Below are 20,233 nucleotides of genomic sequence, written 5' to 3'. Positions count from 1 at the left end.
CCGGCGGCGTGCTGCACGATCGGGTGACCGCACGTGCGACGACTGTCGGACCCGCCTTGCACAATCAGGGCGTGCTCATGGCCCTGGTGTCCCACGCGGAGAACGCGGGCGAGGTGCGTCCGCTCTCCGACGCCGGGACACCCGCGGGTCCCGCCGTGCGGACGGACGACCTCGCCGCCACCGTCCGCGACCTCGAAGCCCGGCACCGCCCCCGGTGGGTGTGGTCGGGCACCGCCGAGGTCTACCCGGAGCTGCTGGCGCGCGGCGTCCGCGTCGAGCGCTGCCACGACCTCGCGCACACCGAGCACCTGCTGCTGGCCCACCAGGACCGCCACCGCGAACCGCGTGGGCTGGCCGCCGCCGTCGCCCGGCTGCGCGGCCTGCCCGTGCCGGACGACCACGGGCCGCGCAAGCGCACCGCCCAGCCCACCCTCTTCGAACCCGAGCAGGAACCCCTGCCGGGCGGGGCGGACCCGCTGGCGGCGGTGGTCGAGGTCCACGCGGCGCAGCAGGCGCTCGCCGCGTCGCTCGGGCACCCCGGCCTGCGCCTGCTGTTCGCCGCCGAGTCCGCCAGCGCCCTCGCCGCCGCCGAGATGACCCACCACGGCCTGCCGTGGCGCGAGGACGTCCACCTCCGGCTGCTCGTCGACACCCTCGGCCCGCGTCCCGCGCCGGGCGCGCGGCCCCGCGTGCTGGCCGAGCTGGCGGACCGCATCACGGCCGCGTTCGGCGGGAAGGCCGTCAACCCGGACCACCCTCCCGGCATCGTGCGCGCGTTCGCCCGCGAGGGCATCGACGTGCCGTCGGCCCGCGCGTGGACGCTGAAGTCGGTCGACCACCCGGCCGTGGAGCCCTTGTTGGCGTACAAGGAACTCGCGCGGCTGTGGGTGGCGCACGGCTGGTCCTGGTTGGACACCTGGGTGGCCGACGGCCGGTTCCGCCCCGACTACGTGGTGGGCGGCGTGGTGTCCGGCCGGTGGGCCACCCGGGGCGGGGCGGCCCTCCAGATCCCGCGCGTCCTGCGCACCGCGGTGCGCGCCGACCCGGGGTGGAAGCTGGTCGCCGCCGACGCGGCCCAGCTGGAGCCCCGCGTCCTGGCCGCCCTCGCCGAGGACGCCGACTTCGCCGCCGTGTCGGTCGAGGACGACCTGTACACGACCCTGGCGGCCGAGGCGTTCGACGGCGACCGGGGCCGCGCGAAGCTCGCGATGCTGTCGGCCATGTACGGCGGCACGGGCGGTGACGGCGCCCCCGCGATGGCCGTGCTGCGGCGCAGGTTCCCGAAGGCCGTCGGCTACGTGGAGGCGGCGGCCCTCGCGGGCGAGCAGGGCCGCATCGTCCGCTCCCGGCTGGGGCGCACCAGCCCGTCGCCGTCGGAGGCGTGGCGCGAGGCCACCGGCAGCGCGGACGACGACGAGGACTCGCTGCGCCGCTCCCGCCGGGCGGCCCGGGACTGGGGCCGCTTCACCCGCAACTTCGTGGTCCAGGCCAGTGCGGCCGACTGGACGGCCGCGCTGCTGGGCGCGCTGCGGCGCCGGCTGCACCAGGACACGCCGGAGGCGCACCTCGTCTTCTTCCAGCACGACGAGGTGCTGGTGCACTGCCCGGCCGGGCAGGCCGACTCGGTGGCGGCGAACGTCGTCGCGGCGGGCGAGGAGGCGTCCGGTTTGGTGTTCCCGGGCACGCCGGTGCGCTTCCCGCTGAAGGCCGTCGTGGTGGACACCTACGCCGAGGCCAAGTGAGCCCCGGTCAGTCCCACCAGAACGTCCACGAGTGGTCGCCGACGAGGCGTTCGGCGTACGCGGCCAGCGGCCGGGGCTCGGCGCCCTGCCAGACGTTGTCCGGGCAGAACGCGAAGTGCTCGGCGGCGACGGCCAGCGCCGCCTCCGCCGTGGTGGGCGGCGCGGCGACGCTGAGCAGGAGGGTGTCGAACCCGACGCCGACGACGCGCGCGCCGAACCGCGCCTCCCAGTCGCGCAGCACCGCCGAGACCTGCGCGACGTCCTCGACGTAGTTGGCCGGACCGGTCCAGCCGGCGGCGGTGAGGGCGTCGGCCCCGCGTTCGGCGGCCACCAGCCCCAGGCGCAGCGACGGGTGGCCGGCGAGCAGTTCCCCGGCCAGGTCGTCGGCCACGCGGTCCGGGTCGGCGGTGCTCCGCCCGGCCGGTGCGACGCCGGGCCACGTGCGGCCGTGCGGGGCGGTGACGGCGTCGCGCTCGGCCGGGGGCAGCGGGTCGTCGTCCGCCGTGGTGTGGTCGGCCCACCAGGTCGCGAGCAGCGCGGCCGGGTCGTGCTCGCCGGGCGAGGACATCTCGTCCGGCGCCACCTCGCCGTTGCCCCACGGGCGGTACTCGTCGTCCTCGTCGTCGAGCGCGTCGAGCAGCAGCGGCCACAGGCCCGAGCGGGCGTGCTGCGCGCGCAGCGCGGCCCACCGGCCGGCGGGGGCCGGGCCGTCGCTGAGCCAGAACGCGGGTCGGCCGCCCTCCTCCCCGTCGGGGCGCACGGCGCGACCGGGCGGCAGCGGGACCGACAGGGTGCGGCCGGCGGCGTCGGCGAACAGCGCGCCCAGGTCGGCGGGCAGCGGGGGTTCGGTGATCACGAGCGGATGGTAGGCGGCGGGTCCGACATCCGGAGCCGGTATCCGCGGTCCGGCGTTCGGGTCCGGTGTTCGGGTCCGGGAACGGCGGATGCGCGCGTGTTCGGCCGATCGGCCGATTGAACGATCATCGTGAGAGCGCTCTCATGAAGGTCCGCCGCGCAGGACACCCATGAGCAGGACACAGTGACAAGGAGGTCACCGCGCATGGTGCTCAGCCTGAGCCGCCGACGGCGCGCGCTCGCGATCGCCGCCGCCGTGATCACGGCCGTGCCGCTCGCCGTCGCCGCCACGATGTCGGCCAACGCGTCCGTGCCGTCCACCCCGCCCGGCTGGACCCTCCAGTGGAGCGACGACTTCAACGGGGCGGCCAACACCCTGCCGTCGTCCTCGAACTGGATCTTCGACCTCGGCCACGGCTACCCGGGCGGCCCGGGCAACTGGGGCACCGGGGAGATCCAGAACTACACGAACTCCACCAACAACATCAAGCTCGACGGCTCCGGCAACCTGCGGATCACGGCGCTGCGCGACGGTTCCGGCAACTGGACCTCCGCGCGCATCGAGACCCAGCGCGCGAACTTCCGGCCCCCGGCCGGCGGGAAGCTCGCCATCGAGGGCCGCATCCAGATGCCGAACGTCACCGGCAACGCGGCCCTCGGCTACTGGCCCGCGTTCTGGGCGCTCGGCCAGCCCTACCGGGGCAACTACTGGAACTGGCCCGCCATCGGCGAGTTCGACATCATGGAGAACGTCAACGGCATCAACTCGGTCTGGGGCGTGCTGCACTGCGGCGTCAACCCGGGCGGGCCGTGCAACGAGACGAACGGCCTCGGCGCGAGCCGCGCGTGCCCCGGCGCCTCGTGCCAGTCGGCGTTCCACACGTACCGGTTCGAGTGGGACGAGAGCGTCAGCCCCAAGGCGCTGCGCTGGTACGTGGACGGCCAGCAGTTCCACAGCGTCAACCAGAACCAGTTCGACGCGACGACGTGGAACAACATGACCGGCCACGCCGGCTACTTCCTGCTGCTGAACCTGGCGATGGGCGGCGCGTTCCCGAACGGCGTGGCGGGCTTCGGCACGCCCACCGCGGCCACCGTCCCCGGTCACTCGATGGTGGTGGACTACGTCGCGGTCTGGTCGGCCGGCGGCGGGGGCACGACCCCGCCGACCACGACGACCACGACCCCGCCCGGCGGCAGCGGCTGGGACGCGTTCTCCGACATGCAGGCCGAGTCGGCGACGGCCCGCAACGGCGGCACGATCGAAGCGGCCGAGGGCGGTCAGGCGGTGGCCCAGCTGCGCAACGGCAACTCGCTGCGGTTCTCCGGCACGCGGTTCGGGTCGCGCACGGCCACGCAGTTCCTGGCGCGCGTGGCGTCCGGCGCCGCGGGCGGGGTGAGCGGGCTGGTCGAGGTCAGGCTGGGCAGCCCGACCGCCGCGCCGATCGGCAGCTTCGCCGTCGGCAACACCGGCGGGTGGCAGAGCTGGCGGACGATCCCGGCGAACATCGCCGGGGTGAGCGGGACGCAGGACGTCTACGTCACGTTCACCAGCGGTCAGCCGAACGCGTACGTCAGCGTGAACTGGGTGCGGTTCGGGACGTGACCGGTCGCGGCGGGCCGTTCTCGCGAGCGGCCCGCCGCCCCGGGCGGGTGGAACGGCGTGGGCGGAACGGCGGGGGTTAGGTTGGCGCGGTGTACGCGGAACGCCCCTTCGCCGGTCTCGCCTGCGTGTGGCGGCGCGTGACGACCTCGCCCGAGGTCGGCCTGGTCGTGCCGGACGGGTGCACCGACGTGATGTTCTCGTCGACCGGCGAGCTGTTCGTGGCGGGTCCGGACACGGTGGCGCACGCGACGTCGTCGTCGCGGCCGCACGTGCTGCACGGGGTGCGGTTCGGGCCGGGCGTGGGCCCCGCGGCGTTCGGCGTGCCGGGGGACGCGCTGCGCGACCAGCGGGTGCCGCTGGCCGAGCTGTGGGGTCCGACGGCCCGCTTGGAGGACGCGCTGGGCGAGGCCGCCGACCCCGGCGCGGTGCTGGCGGCCGAGGCGGTGCGCCGGCTGCGCCGGTCCCCTGCCGACCCCCTGGTGGACCCGGTGGTGTCGGCCCTCGGCGTCGGCGTCGGTGGCCGGGTGACGGCGGCCGGCCTGGCCGACGACCTGGGGTTGTCCACGCGCCAGCTGCACCGGCGCTGCCTGGCGGCGTTCGGCTACGGACCGAAGGTGCTGCACCGGGTGCTGCGGTTCGACCGGGCCGTGCGGATGGCACGGGGCGGGGTGGCGTTCGCCGAGGTCGCCCACCGCACCGGGTACGCCGACCAGGCGCACCTGTCCCGCGAGGTGCGCGGGCTGGCCGGCGTCCCGCTGCGTCAGCTGATCCGACCGTAGGCGCGCAGCGTGAGCAGTGCCTCGATCGTGACGACGCCACGCCACTCGTAGGTGGTGATCGGGGTCCAGGCCGGCCACGGGAACGTCCAGCCGCCGTCGTCCTGGCGTGCCGCGGCGAGCGCGTCGAGGTCCGCGGCCATCTCCTCGTCGGTGAACCAGCGGCGGGCGAGGCTGCCCGGCGTCGGCGCGTACTGGCGCGGCTTGTGCGTCTCGCCGGCCGCGTAGCCCTCGTGCGCCCGCCCCTCGCCGAGGTCCACGAGCCCCTGGTCGCGGACCAACGCCCCGAGCCGCGCCGAGGCGGCCTCCGCGCGCGGCCGGTCCGGGACGGCGTCGAGGAAGTGCGCGCACGCGGCGGCCTCGTAGGGGTGGGACCGGTCGAGCCCGTCGACGCGCTCCCAGCAGAAGTCGGTGGCCCGGTCCAGCCACGGGTGCGCGACGCCGACGTCGTGCAGGACGCCCGCCAGCAGCGCGGTCATGAGCAGGTCGCTGTCCTCGCCCACCTGCCACCACGGCGCCTTCGGGTGGTCGCGGGCGGTGGCGAGGCAGTTGGGCACGCCGCCGTCGGCGTTGGTGACGCCGGTGAGGAAGTCGCAGGCGGCGCGGGCGTGGTCGCCGGCCGCGCCGACCTCGTGCAGCAGGGTCAGCGCGGTGAACGTGTGCAGCGGCTGGCTGGTGGGGCCGCGGCCGTCGGGCTCCAGGGCGTGGCCGAACCCGCCGTCGTCGTTGCGGTGGGACAGCACCGCGTGCACGACGGGCTCGGCGGGACCGCCGTCGAAGAGGAACGCGAACCTGCGCTGTTCGAGGACGCGCGCGTGGTGCCAGAGGAAGGTGCGTGCTGCGTCGATCATGCCGACGACGGTAGGCGGGGGCGTGGTCCCCCGTCTTGAACGGATCGGACGCGCGCCCCCGACCCGTCACCGCTCCCGGAGCACCTCGCGGTTCAGCTCGGCCGGGCTGCGGTGCCCGGACAGGCCGAGCGTCAGGTCGAAGTCCGCGAGCAGGCTGCGCAGCACGTGCCGCACGCCGACCTCGCCGCCGTGCGCGAGGCCGTACGCGAACGGCCGGCCGACGAGCACGGCCTTCGCGCCCAGCGCCAGCGCCTTGACGACGTCCGCGCCGGAGCGGACACCGGAGTCGAACAGCACCTCCACCCGCTCCCCCACCGCGTCCGCGATCTCCGGCAGCACGTGCAGCGAGGCGACCGCCCCGTCCACCTGCCGCCCGCCGTGGTTGGACACCACGATGCCGTCCACGCCCGCGTCGACGGCCTTGCGCGCGTCGTCCACGTGCTGGATGCCCTTGAGGACGATCGGCCCGTCCCAGTGCTCGCGCAGGAACGACAACCGGTCCCACGACTTGTCGGTGCCGGTGAACATCTGCACCCACTTGAGGATCGCCATCGGCTTGTCGTCCTCGGGCGACGCGGCGAGCCCCGCGCGGAACGCCGGGTCGGAGAACGGGATGGCCGTCCCGATGCCGCGGATGAACGGCAGGTAGGACTGGTCCAGGTCGTGCGGGCGCCACGCCAGCGTCCACGTGTCGAGCGTGACGACGAGGACGCGGTAACCGGACCGGCGGGCGCGGTCGAGGATGCTCACGGTCACGTCCGGGTCGTTGGGCCAGTAGAGCTGGAACCAGCGCGCCCCGTCCCCCGCGACGTCCGCGACCTCCTCGATCGTGTGCGAGGACGCCGTGGACAGCACGAACGGGACGCCCAGCCCGGCGGCGGCCCGTGCGGTGGCCAACTCCCCGTCCGGGTGCAGGATCGACTGCACGCCGACCGGCGCGAGCAGCACCGGGGCGGGCATCTGCGTCCCGAGGACGGTCGTCCCGAGGTGCCGCTCGGTGGCGTCCGTGAGCATCCGGGGCACGATCCGCCAGTCGTCGAACGCCTCCCGGTTGGCCCGGGCCGTGGCCCCGCTCCCCGCGGCCCCCGCCACGTACCAGAACGGCCCGGGTCCCAGCCGTTCCCGGGCGGACGCCTCCAGCGCCTCGGGGTCAGTGGTGAACGGCGGCACGTTGCCCGCCAGGCCCTGGAGGTAGATCTCGTTCTGGTAGGCGGCGAACTGACCAGTCACTATGTCCCTCATCCCCCGCTCGGGCCGTCCCCGGCCGTCTGCGGCACCGTCCGCGTCGTCGGTCCGCCGATCATGCTCTGCCTCGTCCGCGTCGCCCGCAAGCACACGATCCACAGCCTTGCGGGTCCGGTCGCGACTGGAGGGCGGCAGGTGCGTGCGGAGTGCGGCGCGTTCAGTCCCGTTCGACGACCTCGAACAGGTCGTCGAACTCGTAGGGCGCGAGCACCGTCAACGCCCCGCTGATGAACGCCTTGCCCGGCTGTGCGGACCCCGACCGGACCCGGGAGATGGTCGACCGGTGCACACCCATCGCCGGAGCGAGGCTGTAGTCCGAGTAGTAGCCGGCCAGAGCCGCCGCCTTGCGGAACACATCCGCCCGCAGCGAGACCGTGTACCGGCTCCGCTACCGAGGTTGCCGGTCGAAGATCTCCCCGACGATGGACCGCTGCGACTCCGCGCTACTGATCAACGTCCACCGACGCCCTTGGCGTCGCCACCGGTGGGCTCGCCCCTGTCCGAAGCCGAGCCCGTCGACCTGGCGGCCACACGCGGCTCAACCGTCAGCCTGCCCGGCTCCACCGGCCGCATCCCCGGCAACACCTCATCGTGGTCGAACCGGCTGAACGTCAGCAACAGGATGGTCTCACAGCTCTCGCGCTTGACGTTGGGCTCATACGGATGGGTGATCGTGGCCTTACCACCACCGCCTACCGGTCGCCTCGTCCCCCCGCTGCCGCACCGGCAGCCGCTCTTCACGCGTCCGGTACTCGGTGTCCGGCATGACCTCGCCCACCATGACCAAGCCTGTGGGAAGCGTCAGCGAACAAGGCGGGAACCTGAATCCTTTGACAGCCATGAGTCGTTCCCTGTGACCAGGGCCGCTCTCAGCGGCGTGCCCAACCAGATTCGGAGACCAAAAGCTCCGCCCACTCCCCGGCAGTCCCACTTGCCGCACTCACGCCGCGTGCCGGATTGGAGTGTCTCGTCCTGGTCCCACCACGGTGCCGGTCTCGACCGATCGCACCAAGCGCGAGTGGCCATGTGGCCGCTCTTCCCGCAGGGAGCACGTTCACGTGAAAGACGTTCCCTGACCGGACCGCCGAACAGCTCCCAACCTCGCGCGAACGCAGGCCCGGCAGCCTCGTCACACCGGCTCGATGCCGCTGCGGGTCCCCCACCACGCCGTACCCGGCCGAACGGCTCCAGCAGACGCGTCTGGTCGATGCCACGGCTCGCACCCGTCGACTTCGCTCGAACTACCGGACTCCCCGGGGGCAAGGTGTTGCTCGTCCGCCTTGTTCAGTGATGAGTGACGTGTCGGCGCGAAAAATCAGCAAGCACTGAAATCGGCCAATCGGACACTTGCATCGAAACCTTCATCGAACCCGACCTGGCCCTCGGGTGCTTGAATCCACTTGGGAGTGAACCCGCCGGTTTTGTGCACTGCCGATCGAGCAATGACCAGCGCGCGCTCAAGCGCTTGGCCATCACTTTCGGCGTCAATGGCCATCGAAATGATGACCTGACCTGTGGTCAATGTGGCAGTGAGGTCGGGGTCAATGGCGCCCGGTTCATCCATGAGCACGTCCATCAACTCTTCGAGGTGCGTCTCCAGCACATCAACGTCCACATCGCCACTCCCCGTGTGCACGCGACTACGCAGTTCGATCCAGTACCTCTTCACTTGCCAACCTCCTTCCAACAGGTATCGCGCCTCAACTTTCCCTTGAGGTTCATGAGATAGCGAGGGTCCGAAGGTGTGATGTGGACAGTCTTCCAGTGCTTTTTCGGGCACGGACAGTAACACTTCCAGTACTTCCCACGCACCACCCTCCAACCCTGCTGCTCAAGATCATCCAGTAGATCTCGGATCTCGCCGGCCACCCCACCCACCCGTGTACGCCTCCTTGCACTAACTGTCGGCAGCACGCCGGGCGGAGCAAAGGGGTTCGTTTCAACTATGCACCAGACCACCCGATCAGGGATATGGACCATCCCAGTCAGTAGACCGTGGTTGCGTATCGTTACATTCAACTACCAGACGTGTTTGCTTGCGGGAGGTGCTTACACGACCAGGTAGTACCTGATCATGGGGTTGTGACCCTGGGGTACCCCGACATCGATGTACGTCAACCGCTTGGCGGTCTCTGCGGCTGCCAGAAGTGCCCGGCATTGATCCACTGTCGGACTCGGCCCCACAGGATGATGCGCGCTGCCGATGGCAGAGGGTTACTGACCGGTGAGGTCCACGGTCGGAACGATCGCATAGCCGGTCACCGCGCACTTGTCGGGCACGGCGGTCGGCTGCCGCGACGGTGCCGCCTTGCCGTCGAGACGGGTCGCGCCCTGGACATGCCAACGGGCGCTGTCCCTGACACGTGGTCGCATCAGGGGCAGCGCCCGCAATGGTGATCAACTTCCAGGCCGTCACCCGGCCGTACAACGTCAGGCGATCACAAGAACCACCGAGAACCGACGAGCGGGTTTCCACAGCTCAGAGCCATCACCACGAGGTCCGCACGCCTGGCGCTCCGCACCGCACCCGGAAGACCTCGTTCCGGTACGCGGCGAAGGAGGTCATGCGGACACCGTGCTGCACGGGTGCCCGCCGCGTCAGGTGCGGACCTTCCCGCGCGGGGCAGGCGTCCTGGTCGGGCTCCGGGATTCCAGGGCGATCGCCACCGGCGCGGCGGTGAGGACGGTCGAGGCGGTGCCCGCCACCAGGCCGATGAGCAGCGCGGTGGCGAAGTCGGCCAGTGAACCGTCGCCCAGGAACAGCAGGGCGGCCAGGACGAACAGGACGCCGATGCCCGTGTTCACGGTGCGGGGCAGGGTTTGCAGGACCGCGTCGCTCATCACGTCGGGGAACGGGCGGCCTCCGCCCCGGCGCAGTTCGCGGACCCGGTCGAAGACCACCACCGAGTCGTTGACCGAGTAGCCGATGACGGTGAGCAGCGCGGCCAGGAAGACGGCGTCCGCGGTCTTGCCCAGCCACGCGAAGGCGCCCACGAGGACGACCACGTCGGTCACCAGGGCGACCACGGTGGCCAGGCCGAGCCGCCAGTCGAACCGCACGGCCAGGTAGGCCAGCTGCGCGGCCACCGCGATGGCCAGCGCGATCAGGGCGTTGCGCCTCAGCTCGGAGCCCAGGCTGGGTCCGATCAGGTCGTTGCTGAGCTGCTCGGCGCCACCGGTGGCGCGGTCGACGGCCTCGCCCACCCTGGTCGCGGCGGCCGAGTCGATGGGGCCGGTGCGCACGGACAGGCCGTCGGTGCCGGAGGTGACGACCTGGGCGTCGCCGAAGCCGGCGGCGGACAGCTCCGCCCGCACCCGGCCGATGTCCGCCGCCGGCGCGGTGAACTCCAGCATCCGACCGCCGGTGAACTCGACGCCGAGCTGGAGGCCGCGCACGAGCAGGCCCGTGACCGCCACGACGAGCACGCCGCCCGCCGTCAGCAGCCAGCGGTTCGGGCGGCGGAACAGGGTGTAGCCGCGGGTGGTCAGCCAGGTCCGGACGCGGCCGAGGGTGTGGAGGCCGGACCAGGACGGTCGCTTCTCCAGCAGCGGCATGACCAGGGCGAGCAGGACACGGGTCAGCACCAGGGCGCTGAACAGCGAGGCCAGGACGCCGATGGACAGCGTGACGCCGAAGCCCTTCACGGGGCCGGTGGCCAGCCAGAACAGCAGGCCGGCGGCGAGCAGCGTGGTGATGTTGGAGTCCGCGACGGCGCTCAGGGCGCCCCGGAAGCCCTGGTCCACGGCGCGTGGCAAGCGTTTGCGGCGGGCGTACTCCTCCCTCGACCGCTCGAACACCAGCACGTTCGCGTCCACCGCCATGCCGATCGCCAGCACGAACCCGGCGAGGCCGGGCAACGTGAGCGTGGCGCCGATGGCGAGCAGTGCCGCGTAGGACAGGCCGGCGTAGGCGACGAGGGCGAGCACCGCGACGAGGCCGGCGAGCCGGTAGACGAACACGAGGAACAGGCCGGTCAGGGCGATGCCGATGATCGCGGCGCGCGCGCTGGCCTCGATGGCGTCCGCGCCGAGCGTCGGGCCGACGGTGCGCTGCTCCACGACCTCGACCGGCACGGGCAGCGCGCCGGAGCGGATCACCAGGGCCAGTTCCTCGGCTTCGGCCTGGGCGAACCGGCCGGTGATCTGGGTGCTGCCGCCGATCATGCCGGTGCCGCAGCCGACGGACGGGTCGACCTGCGGCGCGGACACGACCTCGTCGTCGAGCACGAACGCGACGCGGCGCTCGTACGCGCCGGGCTGGGCGCACGCGGCCTCGGCGGTGACGCGCTGCCACGCGCCGGGCGCGTCGCCCTGGAAGTCGACGCCGACCAGGTAGCCGACGCCCTGCTGGTTGGGGGTGGCGCGGGCGTCCTTGATGCCCTCGCCGGTCATCACGACGTCGCCGAGCGCGACCGAGTCGCCGTCGGGGGTGGGCTTGTCGCCCGGTCCGGTGACGGGCTGCACGCGCAGCTGGGCGGTGCGGCCGAGGACCTCGATGGCCTCGGTCGGGTCCTGCACGCCGGGCAGTTCGACGACGATGCGGTGGTCGCCGGAGCGGGCGAGGACGGGTTCGGCGACGCCGAGTTCGTCGACGCGGCGGCGCAGCACCTCCATGGCCCGGTCGGTGGCGTCGGAGGTGGCCTCCGCCGGGGTTTCGAGGACGATCTGGGTCCCGCCGCGCAGGTCTAGGCCGAGGCGCGGTTGGACGGTGAGCAGGGTGAACGCGGACGCGGCGAGCACGCCGAGGGACAGCAGCCCTCGGACGAGGAGTTCTCGCCGCACGACGGGGCGCGGCATGGCTGGGGGACCTCCGGACGAGGTGGGCGGGTGGGGGCTCAGGTTCCGGAGGTGGGTGGCGGTGCGCGTTCGCCGAGCGGGGTGAGGCCGTCGCGCTCGGGGGTGCGGTGGGTCGGGTCGACGACGTCGGCGCGCACCGGCCGGGCGGGGGTGACGTGCACGGGCGGCTGGACACCGTCCAGCGGTTGGCCGAGGTGGCCCGCGACCTGCTGCACGGGGTGGGCGGTGGTCGACCGCGTCGTCGTGCCGGGGAGGTGCGCGGCGTCGGCGGTGGCCGAGGCGGCGACCGGTTCGACCGGCGTGCTGGGGACGGGTCCGGCCACGACGAAGCCCGCGATCATCGCGAGGATCGCGAGGAGGGCGCGTCGGGTCACGCCACCCAGGCTAGCGGCGCGCCGGGGCGGACGGCGCGAAGTCGTCCGACCGGGTCAGCGCGGGCCGCCCAGCACCACGACGGCCCCGCCGAGCAGCGAGCACAGCCACGCGACGACGAGCGGCTGCACGGTGGTGGCGCCCAGGAACAGCGCGACCGCCCAACCGGCCAGCACGAGGGCGGCCAGCCCGAACAGCACCACCACGACGGCGACGCGCGGCCGGTGCCGGGGCAGCCGGAACAACGCCCGCCGCACGCCTCGGCGCGCCCGCAGCAGCAGTCGGCCCACGACGGCGAGGACCCCGAGCAGGAGCGCGGTGGCGAACCAGGCCAGCAGGGGCGTGGGCCGGGGCATGCCGGCCAGCAGCAACAGCAGCCCGCCGGCGACGAGCAGCACGGCCAGCCGGGACAGGGCGGGCCACACCAGGGCGTGCGCGGCGCTCAACGCGTCACCGGGTGCCTCGACGGGTTTCCCGCCGCGCTTGCGGCGCACGGTGGCGAGGTTGGCGCGCACGTCGTCGTCGTGCGGGTCGAGCCGCAGGGCGGTGCGGTAGGCGCGTTCGGCGGTGCCCCAGTCGCGCACGCGCAGCGCCGCGTCGCCGAGGACCTGGTGGGGGCGGGCCTCGTCGGGCGCGAGGTGGGCGGCCCGCCGGGCGACGTCGACGGCCTCGGCGCGCCCGCGCGGGTCGGCGGCCAGCACCTCGGCGAGCACCACGTGGCAGCGCCAGTCGTCGGGTTCGCGGCGCACGCACTCCCGGGCCGCCACGGTCGCCTCGGCGTGGCGGTCGAGTTCGCTCAGCGCCAGCGCGGTGAGCCGCTGCGCCCACGCGTGGTCGCCGTGCAGCACGAGCGCGCGCTTCGCGGCGTCCAGCGCCGGGTCGGGCTCGCCCGCGTCGAGGTGCGCGGCGGCGAGCCGGCACCACGCCTCGGCGTGCCGGGGGTTCGCGGCCAGCGCGGGTCGGAGGACGTCGATCGCCTGCCGGGGCAGGCCGCGGGCGGTGAGCTCGGCGGCGCGGACCACGGCCGCGGCGATCGGCTCGGACATGGAATGCAGTGTGCCGGCGGGGAGAAGTCCCCACGTTCGGGTGATACGAGGGTGGCGGGAGCCGACTCCCCGGCGGTTCCCGCCACCCGCGTCAGGCGGCGGCCAGCTTGAGCACGGCGCGGTGGGCGTCCTCGCGGGACGCGTCGGCGTGCCCGCGGTGCTCGGCGAACTCCGGCGCGTCGTGCGCCTTGGTCATCTCGGCGTGCACGAACTCCAGGTCGCGGTCCAGGCCGATCATCGAGAAGACCGCGCGCAGGTAGGGCTCCTGGAAGTCGAACGCGTGCAGCGGCGTGCCCGCCGAGTAGCTGCCGCCGCGGGCGGTCACCACGACGACCCGCTTGCCGACCAGGAGGCCTTCACCGGTCCGCTGGTCCACGAACAGCTCGGGCACGATCACCCAGTCCAGCCACGCCTTGAGCGTGGACGGCAGGCCGAAGTTGTACATGGGCGCGCCGATCAGCAGCGTGTCCGCCGCCAGCAGCTCGGCCCGCAGGCGCTCCTCCGCGGAGCGGTCGCCCGACCCCGCGCGGGCGGCGAGCACGGCCGGGTCGACGTGCGGCAGCGGGTCGGCCGCCAGGTCGCGGTAGGTGTAGCCGGCATCCGGGCGGGCGGCCCGCCACGCCCGCGCGAACGCCCCGGTGACCTCGCGGGACACCGATCCCCCGGTGCGCAGGCTCGTGTCGATGTGCAACAGCTCGGACATTGTTCCTCCCAAGAACTTCTCGATTAAGAACTTACGACCACAGTCCTTCCGAGTCAAGAACTTCTTAGATCGGAACGTCTGACCTGCGGCGTATGATCCCCTCATGCCCGATTCCGTCGCCGAGTCCGCGTGCGCCAAGCGGGCCGACCTCAACTGGCTCCTGCACCGCGCGGCGCAGAAGCTGGGCGCGATCGCCCAGGAGGCGGCGGCCGGGCACGGCGTCACCCCGCGCGGGCAACTCGTGCTCGGCGCCCTGGCCAACGCCGACTTCCCGCGCACGCAGCTGGCCCTCGGCCAGGCGCTGGCGGTGGACAAGACGACGCTGACCGCGGAGCTGGACCGCCTCGAACGGGCGGGGCTGATCGTGCGCAAGCCGGACCCGCACGACCGGCGCGTGCGCGTGCCCGCCCTCACCGAGCGCGGCCGGGCCGTGCAGGCCGAGGTCGCACGCCTCCAGTCCGAGGCCGAGGAGGAGTTCACCGCCGAGCTGGCGCCGGACGAGCTGCACCTGCTGCGGGGCCTGCTCGAACGCCTGATCGCCTCCGCGCACCGCCCGGACCACGGGTCCTGCCTCTGACCGGGTGCCGCCCCAGGTCGGACCGCCGCCCGATTATCACGATCCGCTGAGGGTCCGCTGTTTTTCACCCACCCAGGTGACCCGATCGGCGACCTCGTGCGACGCTGTCGGCAGCTCGGCACTGCTGCCCGGGACTTTCCCGTCATGGCACCGACCCGCGTGCGTCTCCCCTTCGCGAGCGCCCGGGTCGGCCCGAGCACCCGTGTCGAGCAGTGGGAGGGAGAGGGACCGTGGGCATGAGCAAGGAGTGGCAGATCGCGTGCCGCGACATCGCGTCCCGTCGCCGTGACATGACGGTCTTCGTGAGCCAGGGGCACGTGGTGGTGACCGTGCCGCCGGGTGAGGCGGCCGTCCTCACACCGCTGGAGGTCGGCCGCCTGCGCGCGGCCCTGCGCGACGCGGTGGTGAACGCGTCCGGCACGCCCGAGAACTGACCGGGCGCGCCCCGATTTCACCGCGCACTCTTCCTACTCGTGGGTAGGTAATGCCAGTATCGGGCTGTGGCTACCTACTTCGTCACCGGCTCGACGGGTTCCACCGGCCTCGCCCCGCGGGTCGTCCGGTGAACCGGGTCGCGGGAGCGCTGCGCGCACTGGTCACGCTGGTGCGCGCCGGGGTGGTGCGGCCGATGGCGCCGGGCCGGCTGCTGGGCGTGCTGGGCGCGTACCTCCGGTGGGACCTGACGATCGCCTTCGGCTACGCCCACGGCGCGGCCCGGCACCCCGACCGGCCCGCGATCGTGGACGACGGCGGCGCGCTGACCTTCGCCGAGGTCGACGAGCGCACCACCCGCCTCGCCCACGGCCTGCGCGACCTCGGCGTGGGCGCGGGCACGAAGGTCGCGGTGCTGTGCCGCAACCACCGCGGGTTCGTGGAGACCGTGACCGCCTCGGTGAAGCTCGGCGCGCACGTCGTGCTGCTCAACACCGGCCTGAGCGCGGGCCAGGTCGCCACCGTGCTGCGCGAGCAGGACGTGGCCGTCGTCGTCGCCGACACCGAGTTCGGCGACCTGCTGGTCGACGCGCCGCGCGAGGTCCACCGGCTCGTGGCCTGGGTCGAGGGGACCGCCGGGGGCAGGACCCTGGAGGACCTGATCGCGGCCTCCCCCGCGACGCCCCTGCCCAGGCGCCCACCGCGCGGCCGGATGGTCGTGCTGACCTCCGGCACGACCGGCGCGCCCAAGGGCGCCAGGCGACCCGAACCGGCCAGCCTCACCCCGGCCGCCGCGCTGCTCTCGCGCATCCCGCTCCGCGCGGGCGACCGGTTCTCCGTGCCCGCGCCGCTGTTCCACACCTGGGGCCTCGCGGCGTTCCAGATCGCGCTCGTGCTGGGCGCGACGCTGGTGCTGCGCCGGAAGTTCGACCCCGCGCTCACCCTCGACGACGCCCGGACCCACCGCAGCGACGCGCTGTTCGCGGTGCCCGTGATGCTCCAGCGGGTCCTGGAACTGGAGTCGCGGCCCGCGCTGCCGGCGCTGCGGGTGATCGCCTCCAGCGGTTCGGCGCTGCCGCCGCCGGTGGCCCGCCGCTGCCTGGCCGTGTTCGGCCCCGTCCTCTACAACCTCTACGGCTCCACCGAGGTCTCCTGGGTCAGCATCGCCCGGCCCGACGAGCTGGCCCGCCACCCCGACACCGCGGGCCGGCCGCCGCGCGGCACCCGCCTGGAGGTCCTCGACGACGACGGCCGACCGGTGCCCCCCGGCGTCACCGGCCGCATCTTCGTGGCCAACGAGATGCTGTTCGACGGCTACACCAACGGCAGCGGCAAGGAGGTCCGCGACGGTCTCATGTCCACCGGTGACCTGGGGCACCGCGACGAGGAGGGCCTGCTGTACGTGGCGGGCCGCGACGACGAGATGATCGTCTCCGGCGGCGAGAACGTGTACCCGCGCGAGGTCGAGGACCTGCTGGCCGCCCTCGACGGGGTGCGCGAGGTCGCCGTCGTGGGCGTGCCGGACGAGCGGTTCGGGCAGCGGCTCGCCGCGTACGTGGTGCGCGAGGAACCCGGCTCGCTCGACGCCGACGCGGTGCGCGACCACGTGCGAGACAACCTGGCGCGGTTCTCCATCCCGCGCGACGTGGTCTTCCTCGAAGCGCTGCCCCGCAACGCGACCGGGAAGGTGCTGAAACGCGAACTGGCGTGAGCCCCCGGCCCGTGCGGTGGGCGACGACCGGGTGCGGTGGAGGCCGCACTCCCGGAGGGCTGCCCAGTGGAGGACGACGAAAGTGGGTGATGACCGCGATGACCCGGTGTGCCATGCTCCGCTTGGACGTTTCCCCCTGCGTTCCCGACGAAGCGGCGGTGGTGCGATGAGGTTCGGACGCGCCGCCGCCGGCGGGTGTCACGCGGCGCGGCCCCTCGCCCGTGGCGCGCCGCGCCCTATCGAACGGAGTTCGACGATGGTCGTGCCCTCCCTGCGCAAGGTCCTGGCCGCGCTGGCACTCTGCGCCGGCCTCGCAGTCGTCGTCGCCGCACCCACCGCGGCCGCCTTGGACGCCGCGACGGCCGATGCCTCGACGGTCTTCCACCCACCCTACTCAGCGCAGCCGTGACACCGCTCAAGGCCGGGTTCGCGCACGTGCGGACCCGGCCTTGAGGCACAGTGGACGGCGTGAGCAGCGAAGTCCTGCGCCTGCGTGCGCCGCGGCACCAGGTGAGCCGCAAGTCGATCACCCTCTGGACCCTCCACGCGCTGATCGGCTGGCTGGTGCTGCTGGCGCCCCAGGCGGTCGCGCTGGTGTTCGTCCGGTCGCCGTGGCAGGTCGCCGCCGCGGTCGGGACGCTGGTCCTGGGCGCCGCGCACACCCTGGTGATGCCGCGCTGGCGGTACCGGGTGCACCGCTGGGAGGCCACCCCGGACGCCGTCTACACCCTGGCCGGCTGGCTCAACCAGGAGTGGCGCATCGCCCCGGTGTCCCGCATCCAGACCGTGGACACCAAGCGAGGGCCGCTCCAGCAGTTGCTGGGGCTGTCCACCGTGACGGTCACGACGGCGTCGGCCGCCGGCCCCGTGCACATCGAGGGCCTCGCCCACGACGACGCGGTCCGGTTGGCCGACGAGCTGACCACCACCACGCAGGCGACGCCGGGTGACGCCACGTGACCGCCGACGTGCCGCCGCCCGCGTCCGCCAACCCTCCCGCACCCGCGGCCCCACCCGCACCCGCAGACTTCCCCGCCGCCCCGGCGTACGCCGAGCCCGTCGTCGACTGGCACCGCCTCGACGTGCGGATGCTCATCGTCCGACCGCTCAACGAGCTGCTGGGCCTCGTGCCGCTGTTCGTCGGCCTGCTGGTGCTCGGCACCGGTGAGACGTGGCGCATCCTGAGCAGCGTCGGCGTGGTCGTGGCGATCGTGCTGTTCGGCCTGCTGCGCTGGATCACCACCCGGTACCGCATCACCACCGAGCAGGTCGAGCTGCGCACCGGCCTGTTCGTGCGCAAGCGCCTCGCCGTGCCGCGCGACCGCATCCGCACCGTCGACCTGACCGCGAAGCTGGGCCACCGGCTGTTCGGGCTGTCCGCCGTCCGCGTCGGCACCGGGCAGCGCGACCAGCCGGGCGAGGACGGGTTGACGCTCGACGCGGTGTCCTCCGCCGAGGCCGAACGGCTGCGCGTGCTGCTGCTCACCGTCGCGCGCCCGGAAACCCCCGCGGGGCAAGGGGAGGCGCGGCCCGGCGTCGTGCTGTCCACATGGGACACCCGCTGGCTGCGCTACGCCCCGCTGACGCTGTCCGGCCTGGTCGCGGCGGGCGCGCTGTTCGGGTTCGCCATGAACTTCGCGCGGGAGCTGGAAGTCGAGGTCCTCGGCCCGCTGACCGACACCGCGCACTGGGTCGTCGACCAGCCCGTGCTGCTCACCGTCGCGCTCGTCACCGGGGTCGTGGCGCTGATCGCCACCCTCGGCTCGGTGCTCGTGTACGTCGTGCAGTTCTGGGGCTACCGGCTGACCCGCGAGCCCGACGACACCGTGCGCGTCCGACGGGGACTGCTCACCACGCGCTCGGTGTCCGTGGCCGAGCAGCGGCTGCGCGGCGTGGAACTCGTGGAACCGCTGCTGCTGCGCGCCGGTCGCGGCGCCCACGCCCGCACCGTCACCACCGGGTTGGGGAGCAAGGGCGAGAGCAACCTGCTGCTGCCCGCCGCCCCGGTCGCGGAGGCCCACCGCGTGTCGGCGACCGTGCTGCGGCAGGAGTCGTCGCCGACGCTGGTCCCGTTGCGCCGGCACCCGATCGCCGCCCTGCGCAGGCGGCTCGTGCGCGCCGTCGTGCCGCTGCTGGTGCTCGCCGGCGTGCTCGCCTGGACCGCGCCGGCGTGGACGTGGCAGGCGGTGCTGGCCCTCGTGCCGTTCTCCGCGCTGCTCGGCTGGGACCGCTACCGCTCCCTCGGCCACGCGCTGACCGACCGCTACCTGGTCGTCCGCCAGGGCTCCGCGATCCGCGAAACCGTGGCGCTGCAACGCACCGGCATCATCGGCTGGCGCTTCTCCCGCTCGTTCTTCCAGCGCCGCGCGAACCTGCTCACCGTCTCGGCCACCACCGCGGCGGGTGACGGCGCGTACCACGCGGTCGACATCGGGGAGGCCGACGGCCTGGCCCTGGCCGACGCCGCCGTGCCCGACCTGCTCCGCCCCTTCCTGGAGCGGTGAGGCGCTAGACGGCCGAGCGGAACGCGGTGCGGTAGACGCTCGGCGGCACGCCCAGCACCGCCGTCATCTGCTGGCGCAGCGCCGCGCCCGTGCCGAACCCGGCGTGCCGCGCCACCTGGTCGATCGCCAGGTCCGTGGTCTCCAGCAGGTGGCGGGCCCGCTCCACGCGCTGCTGGGTGATCCACTTGCCGGGGCTCGCGCCGGTCTCCTCGCGGAACCGGCGGGTGAAGGTGCGCACGCTCATCCGCGACCGGTCGGCCAGCGAACGCAGGTCGAGCGGTTCGGCGAGGTGCTCCAGCGCCCACGCGCGGGCCGCCGCGGTGGAGGTGTCGGCGACCTCTGGGACCGGGCGCACGATGTACTGGGACTGGCCGCCCGGCCGCCACGGCGGGACGACGCAGCGGCGGGCCGCCATGTTCGCGACCTCGCTGCCGTGGTCGTTGCGGACCAGGTGCAGGCACAGGTCGACGCCCGCGCCGACGCCCGCGGAGGTGAGCACGTCGCCCTCGTCGACGAACAGCACGTCCGGGTCGAGGTCGACGTGCGGGAACAGCCCGCGGAAGTTGTCGGCGTGCGCCCAGTGCGTGGTGGCCCGCCTGCCGTCGAGCAGACCGGCGGCGGCGAGCACGAACGCGCCCGTGCAGACGGACATCACCCGCGCGCCCCGGTCGGCGGCGGCGCGCAGGGCGTCGCGCACCTCCGGCTCGACCGTGCCGTCCGCGAGCACCCGCGAGCCGTGACCGACACCGGAGACGACCACCGTGTCCGCCTCGGCGAGCAGCTCCAGGCCGTGGTCCGGGGTGACCGTGAACCCGGCCGAGCTGCGCACCGGCGCACGGCCCGGCGTGCACACCCGCACGTCGTACAGCCGCCGCCCGTCCTCGTCGCGGGCGGCGTTGAAGACCTGCGTAGGCGCGCCCAGGTCGAACCCGACGACGTGGTCCAGGGCGAGCACGGCGATCGGGTGTCGGCGCTCCATGGCCCGATTCTTGCACATGATGGCCATCAGGCCACTT

Annotated in this window: 18 protein-coding genes; 8 read left to right on the top strand and 10 right to left on the bottom strand. The window is 73.6% G+C overall.

Annotation, left to right across the window (positions count from 1 at the left end; all coding sequences use genetic code 11):
• Nucleotides 1-77 precede the first annotated feature (77 nt).
• Nucleotides 78-1,742, top strand: coding sequence for a bifunctional 3'-5' exonuclease/DNA polymerase (locus tag J2S66_RS34770; RefSeq protein ID WP_310315318.1), 1,665 nt, complete (start codon nt 78-80; stop codon nt 1,740-1,742).
• A 7-nt stretch (nt 1,743-1,749) separates the two neighbouring features.
• Here J2S66_RS34770 and J2S66_RS34765 read toward each other — a convergent pair whose 3' ends face one another.
• Nucleotides 1,750-2,598: a DUF4253 domain-containing protein gene (locus J2S66_RS34765; protein WP_306748990.1), complete on the bottom strand. Its 849-nt coding sequence runs from the start codon at nt 2,596-2,598 to the stop codon at nt 1,750-1,752.
• A 204-nt stretch (nt 2,599-2,802) separates the two neighbouring features.
• Here J2S66_RS34765 and J2S66_RS34760 point away from each other — a divergent pair, with 204 nt between their 5' ends.
• Nucleotides 2,803-4,203 carry a carbohydrate-binding protein gene (locus J2S66_RS34760; RefSeq protein ID WP_310313374.1) on the top strand — a complete coding sequence of 467 codons (1,401 nt, stop codon included), beginning with the start codon at nt 2,803-2,805 and terminating at the stop codon, nt 4,201-4,203.
• A gap of 89 nt (nt 4,204-4,292) precedes the next feature.
• Nucleotides 4,293-4,982 carry a helix-turn-helix domain-containing protein gene (locus J2S66_RS34755; protein ID WP_310313370.1) on the top strand — a complete coding sequence of 230 codons (690 nt, stop codon included), beginning with the start codon at nt 4,293-4,295 and terminating at the stop codon, nt 4,980-4,982.
• Here J2S66_RS34755 and J2S66_RS34750 read toward each other — a convergent pair.
• The 8 genes from J2S66_RS34750 to J2S66_RS34715 all read right to left on the bottom strand — a co-directional run bounded on the left by J2S66_RS34750 (nt 4,964) and on the right by J2S66_RS34715 (nt 13,993).
• The gene (locus J2S66_RS34750) at nt 4,964-5,830 is read right to left on the bottom strand and encodes a hypothetical protein (RefSeq protein ID WP_310313367.1); all 867 of its coding nucleotides are present in this window, start codon (nt 5,828-5,830) and stop codon (nt 4,964-4,966) included. The genes J2S66_RS34755 and J2S66_RS34750 overlap by 19 nt on opposite strands.
• Nucleotides 5,831-5,896: 66 nt before the next feature.
• On the bottom strand, nt 5,897-7,072 hold the full coding sequence (locus J2S66_RS34745; RefSeq protein ID WP_374726168.1) for a lactate 2-monooxygenase: 1,176 nt from the start codon (nt 7,070-7,072) through the stop codon (nt 5,897-5,899).
• Between the two features lie 160 nt (nt 7,073-7,232).
• Entirely contained in the window at nt 7,233-7,430 is a 198-nt protein-coding gene (locus J2S66_RS34740) for a transcriptional regulator (RefSeq protein WP_310313361.1), read from the bottom strand.
• A gap of 960 nt (nt 7,431-8,390) precedes the next feature.
• Nucleotides 8,391-8,744 (bottom strand): hypothetical protein, encoded by a 354-nt coding sequence (locus J2S66_RS34735; RefSeq protein WP_310313358.1) that lies wholly within the window; start codon nt 8,742-8,744, stop codon nt 8,391-8,393.
• 929 nt (nt 8,745-9,673) lie between these two features.
• Nucleotides 9,674-11,872: a protein translocase subunit SecD gene (gene secD / locus J2S66_RS34730; protein WP_310313356.1), complete on the bottom strand. Its 2,199-nt coding sequence runs from the start codon at nt 11,870-11,872 to the stop codon at nt 9,674-9,676.
• Nucleotides 11,873-11,910: 38 nt separating this feature from the next.
• Complete coding sequence (locus J2S66_RS34725) at nt 11,911-12,246, bottom strand: hypothetical protein (protein WP_310313353.1); 336 nt, start codon at nt 12,244-12,246, stop codon at nt 11,911-11,913.
• Between the two features lie 54 nt (nt 12,247-12,300).
• Nucleotides 12,301-13,290: a tetratricopeptide repeat protein gene (locus J2S66_RS34720; RefSeq protein WP_310313350.1), complete on the bottom strand. Its 990-nt coding sequence runs from the start codon at nt 13,288-13,290 to the stop codon at nt 12,301-12,303.
• A gap of 91 nt (nt 13,291-13,381) precedes the next feature.
• The gene (locus J2S66_RS34715) at nt 13,382-13,993 is read right to left on the bottom strand and encodes an FMN-dependent NADH-azoreductase (protein ID WP_310313347.1); all 612 of its coding nucleotides are present in this window, start codon (nt 13,991-13,993) and stop codon (nt 13,382-13,384) included.
• Between the two features lie 103 nt (nt 13,994-14,096).
• Here J2S66_RS34715 and J2S66_RS34710 point away from each other — a divergent pair, with 103 nt between their 5' ends.
• From J2S66_RS34710 to J2S66_RS34690, 5 genes are all read left to right on the top strand, one after another.
• Entirely contained in the window at nt 14,097-14,570 is a 474-nt protein-coding gene (locus J2S66_RS34710) for a MarR family winged helix-turn-helix transcriptional regulator (protein WP_310313344.1), read from the top strand.
• Between the two features lie 236 nt (nt 14,571-14,806).
• Nucleotides 14,807-15,004 (top strand): hypothetical protein, encoded by a 198-nt coding sequence (locus tag J2S66_RS34705; protein WP_306748977.1) that lies wholly within the window; start codon nt 14,807-14,809, stop codon nt 15,002-15,004.
• Nucleotides 15,005-15,132: 128 nt separating this feature from the next.
• A complete protein-coding gene (locus J2S66_RS34700) occupies nt 15,133-16,713 on the top strand; it encodes an AMP-binding protein (protein WP_310313338.1) in 1,581 nt (526 codons plus the stop codon).
• 468 nt (nt 16,714-17,181) lie between these two features.
• Complete coding sequence (locus J2S66_RS34695) at nt 17,182-17,673, top strand: PH domain-containing protein (protein WP_306748973.1); 492 nt, start codon at nt 17,182-17,184, stop codon at nt 17,671-17,673.
• Nucleotides 17,670-19,217: a PH domain-containing protein gene (locus J2S66_RS34690; RefSeq protein ID WP_310313333.1), complete on the top strand. Its 1,548-nt coding sequence runs from the start codon at nt 17,670-17,672 to the stop codon at nt 19,215-19,217. Before J2S66_RS34695 ends, J2S66_RS34690 begins: the two co-directional genes overlap by 4 nt.
• A 4-nt stretch (nt 19,218-19,221) precedes the next feature.
• On the opposite strand, the gene J2S66_RS34685 is transcribed toward J2S66_RS34690, so the two are convergent.
• The gene (locus J2S66_RS34685; RefSeq protein ID WP_310313330.1) at nt 19,222-20,196 is read right to left on the bottom strand and encodes a GlxA family transcriptional regulator; all 975 of its coding nucleotides are present in this window, start codon (nt 20,194-20,196) and stop codon (nt 19,222-19,224) included.
• Nucleotides 20,197-20,233 lie beyond the last annotated feature (37 nt).

It is taken from the genome of Saccharothrix longispora (assembly GCF_031455225.1).
GTDB lineage: Bacteria > Actinomycetota > Actinomycetes > Mycobacteriales > Pseudonocardiaceae > Actinosynnema > Actinosynnema longispora.
Note: the sequence above shows the minus strand (reverse complement) of the source record. Positions and strands in the feature narration are given on the sequence as shown.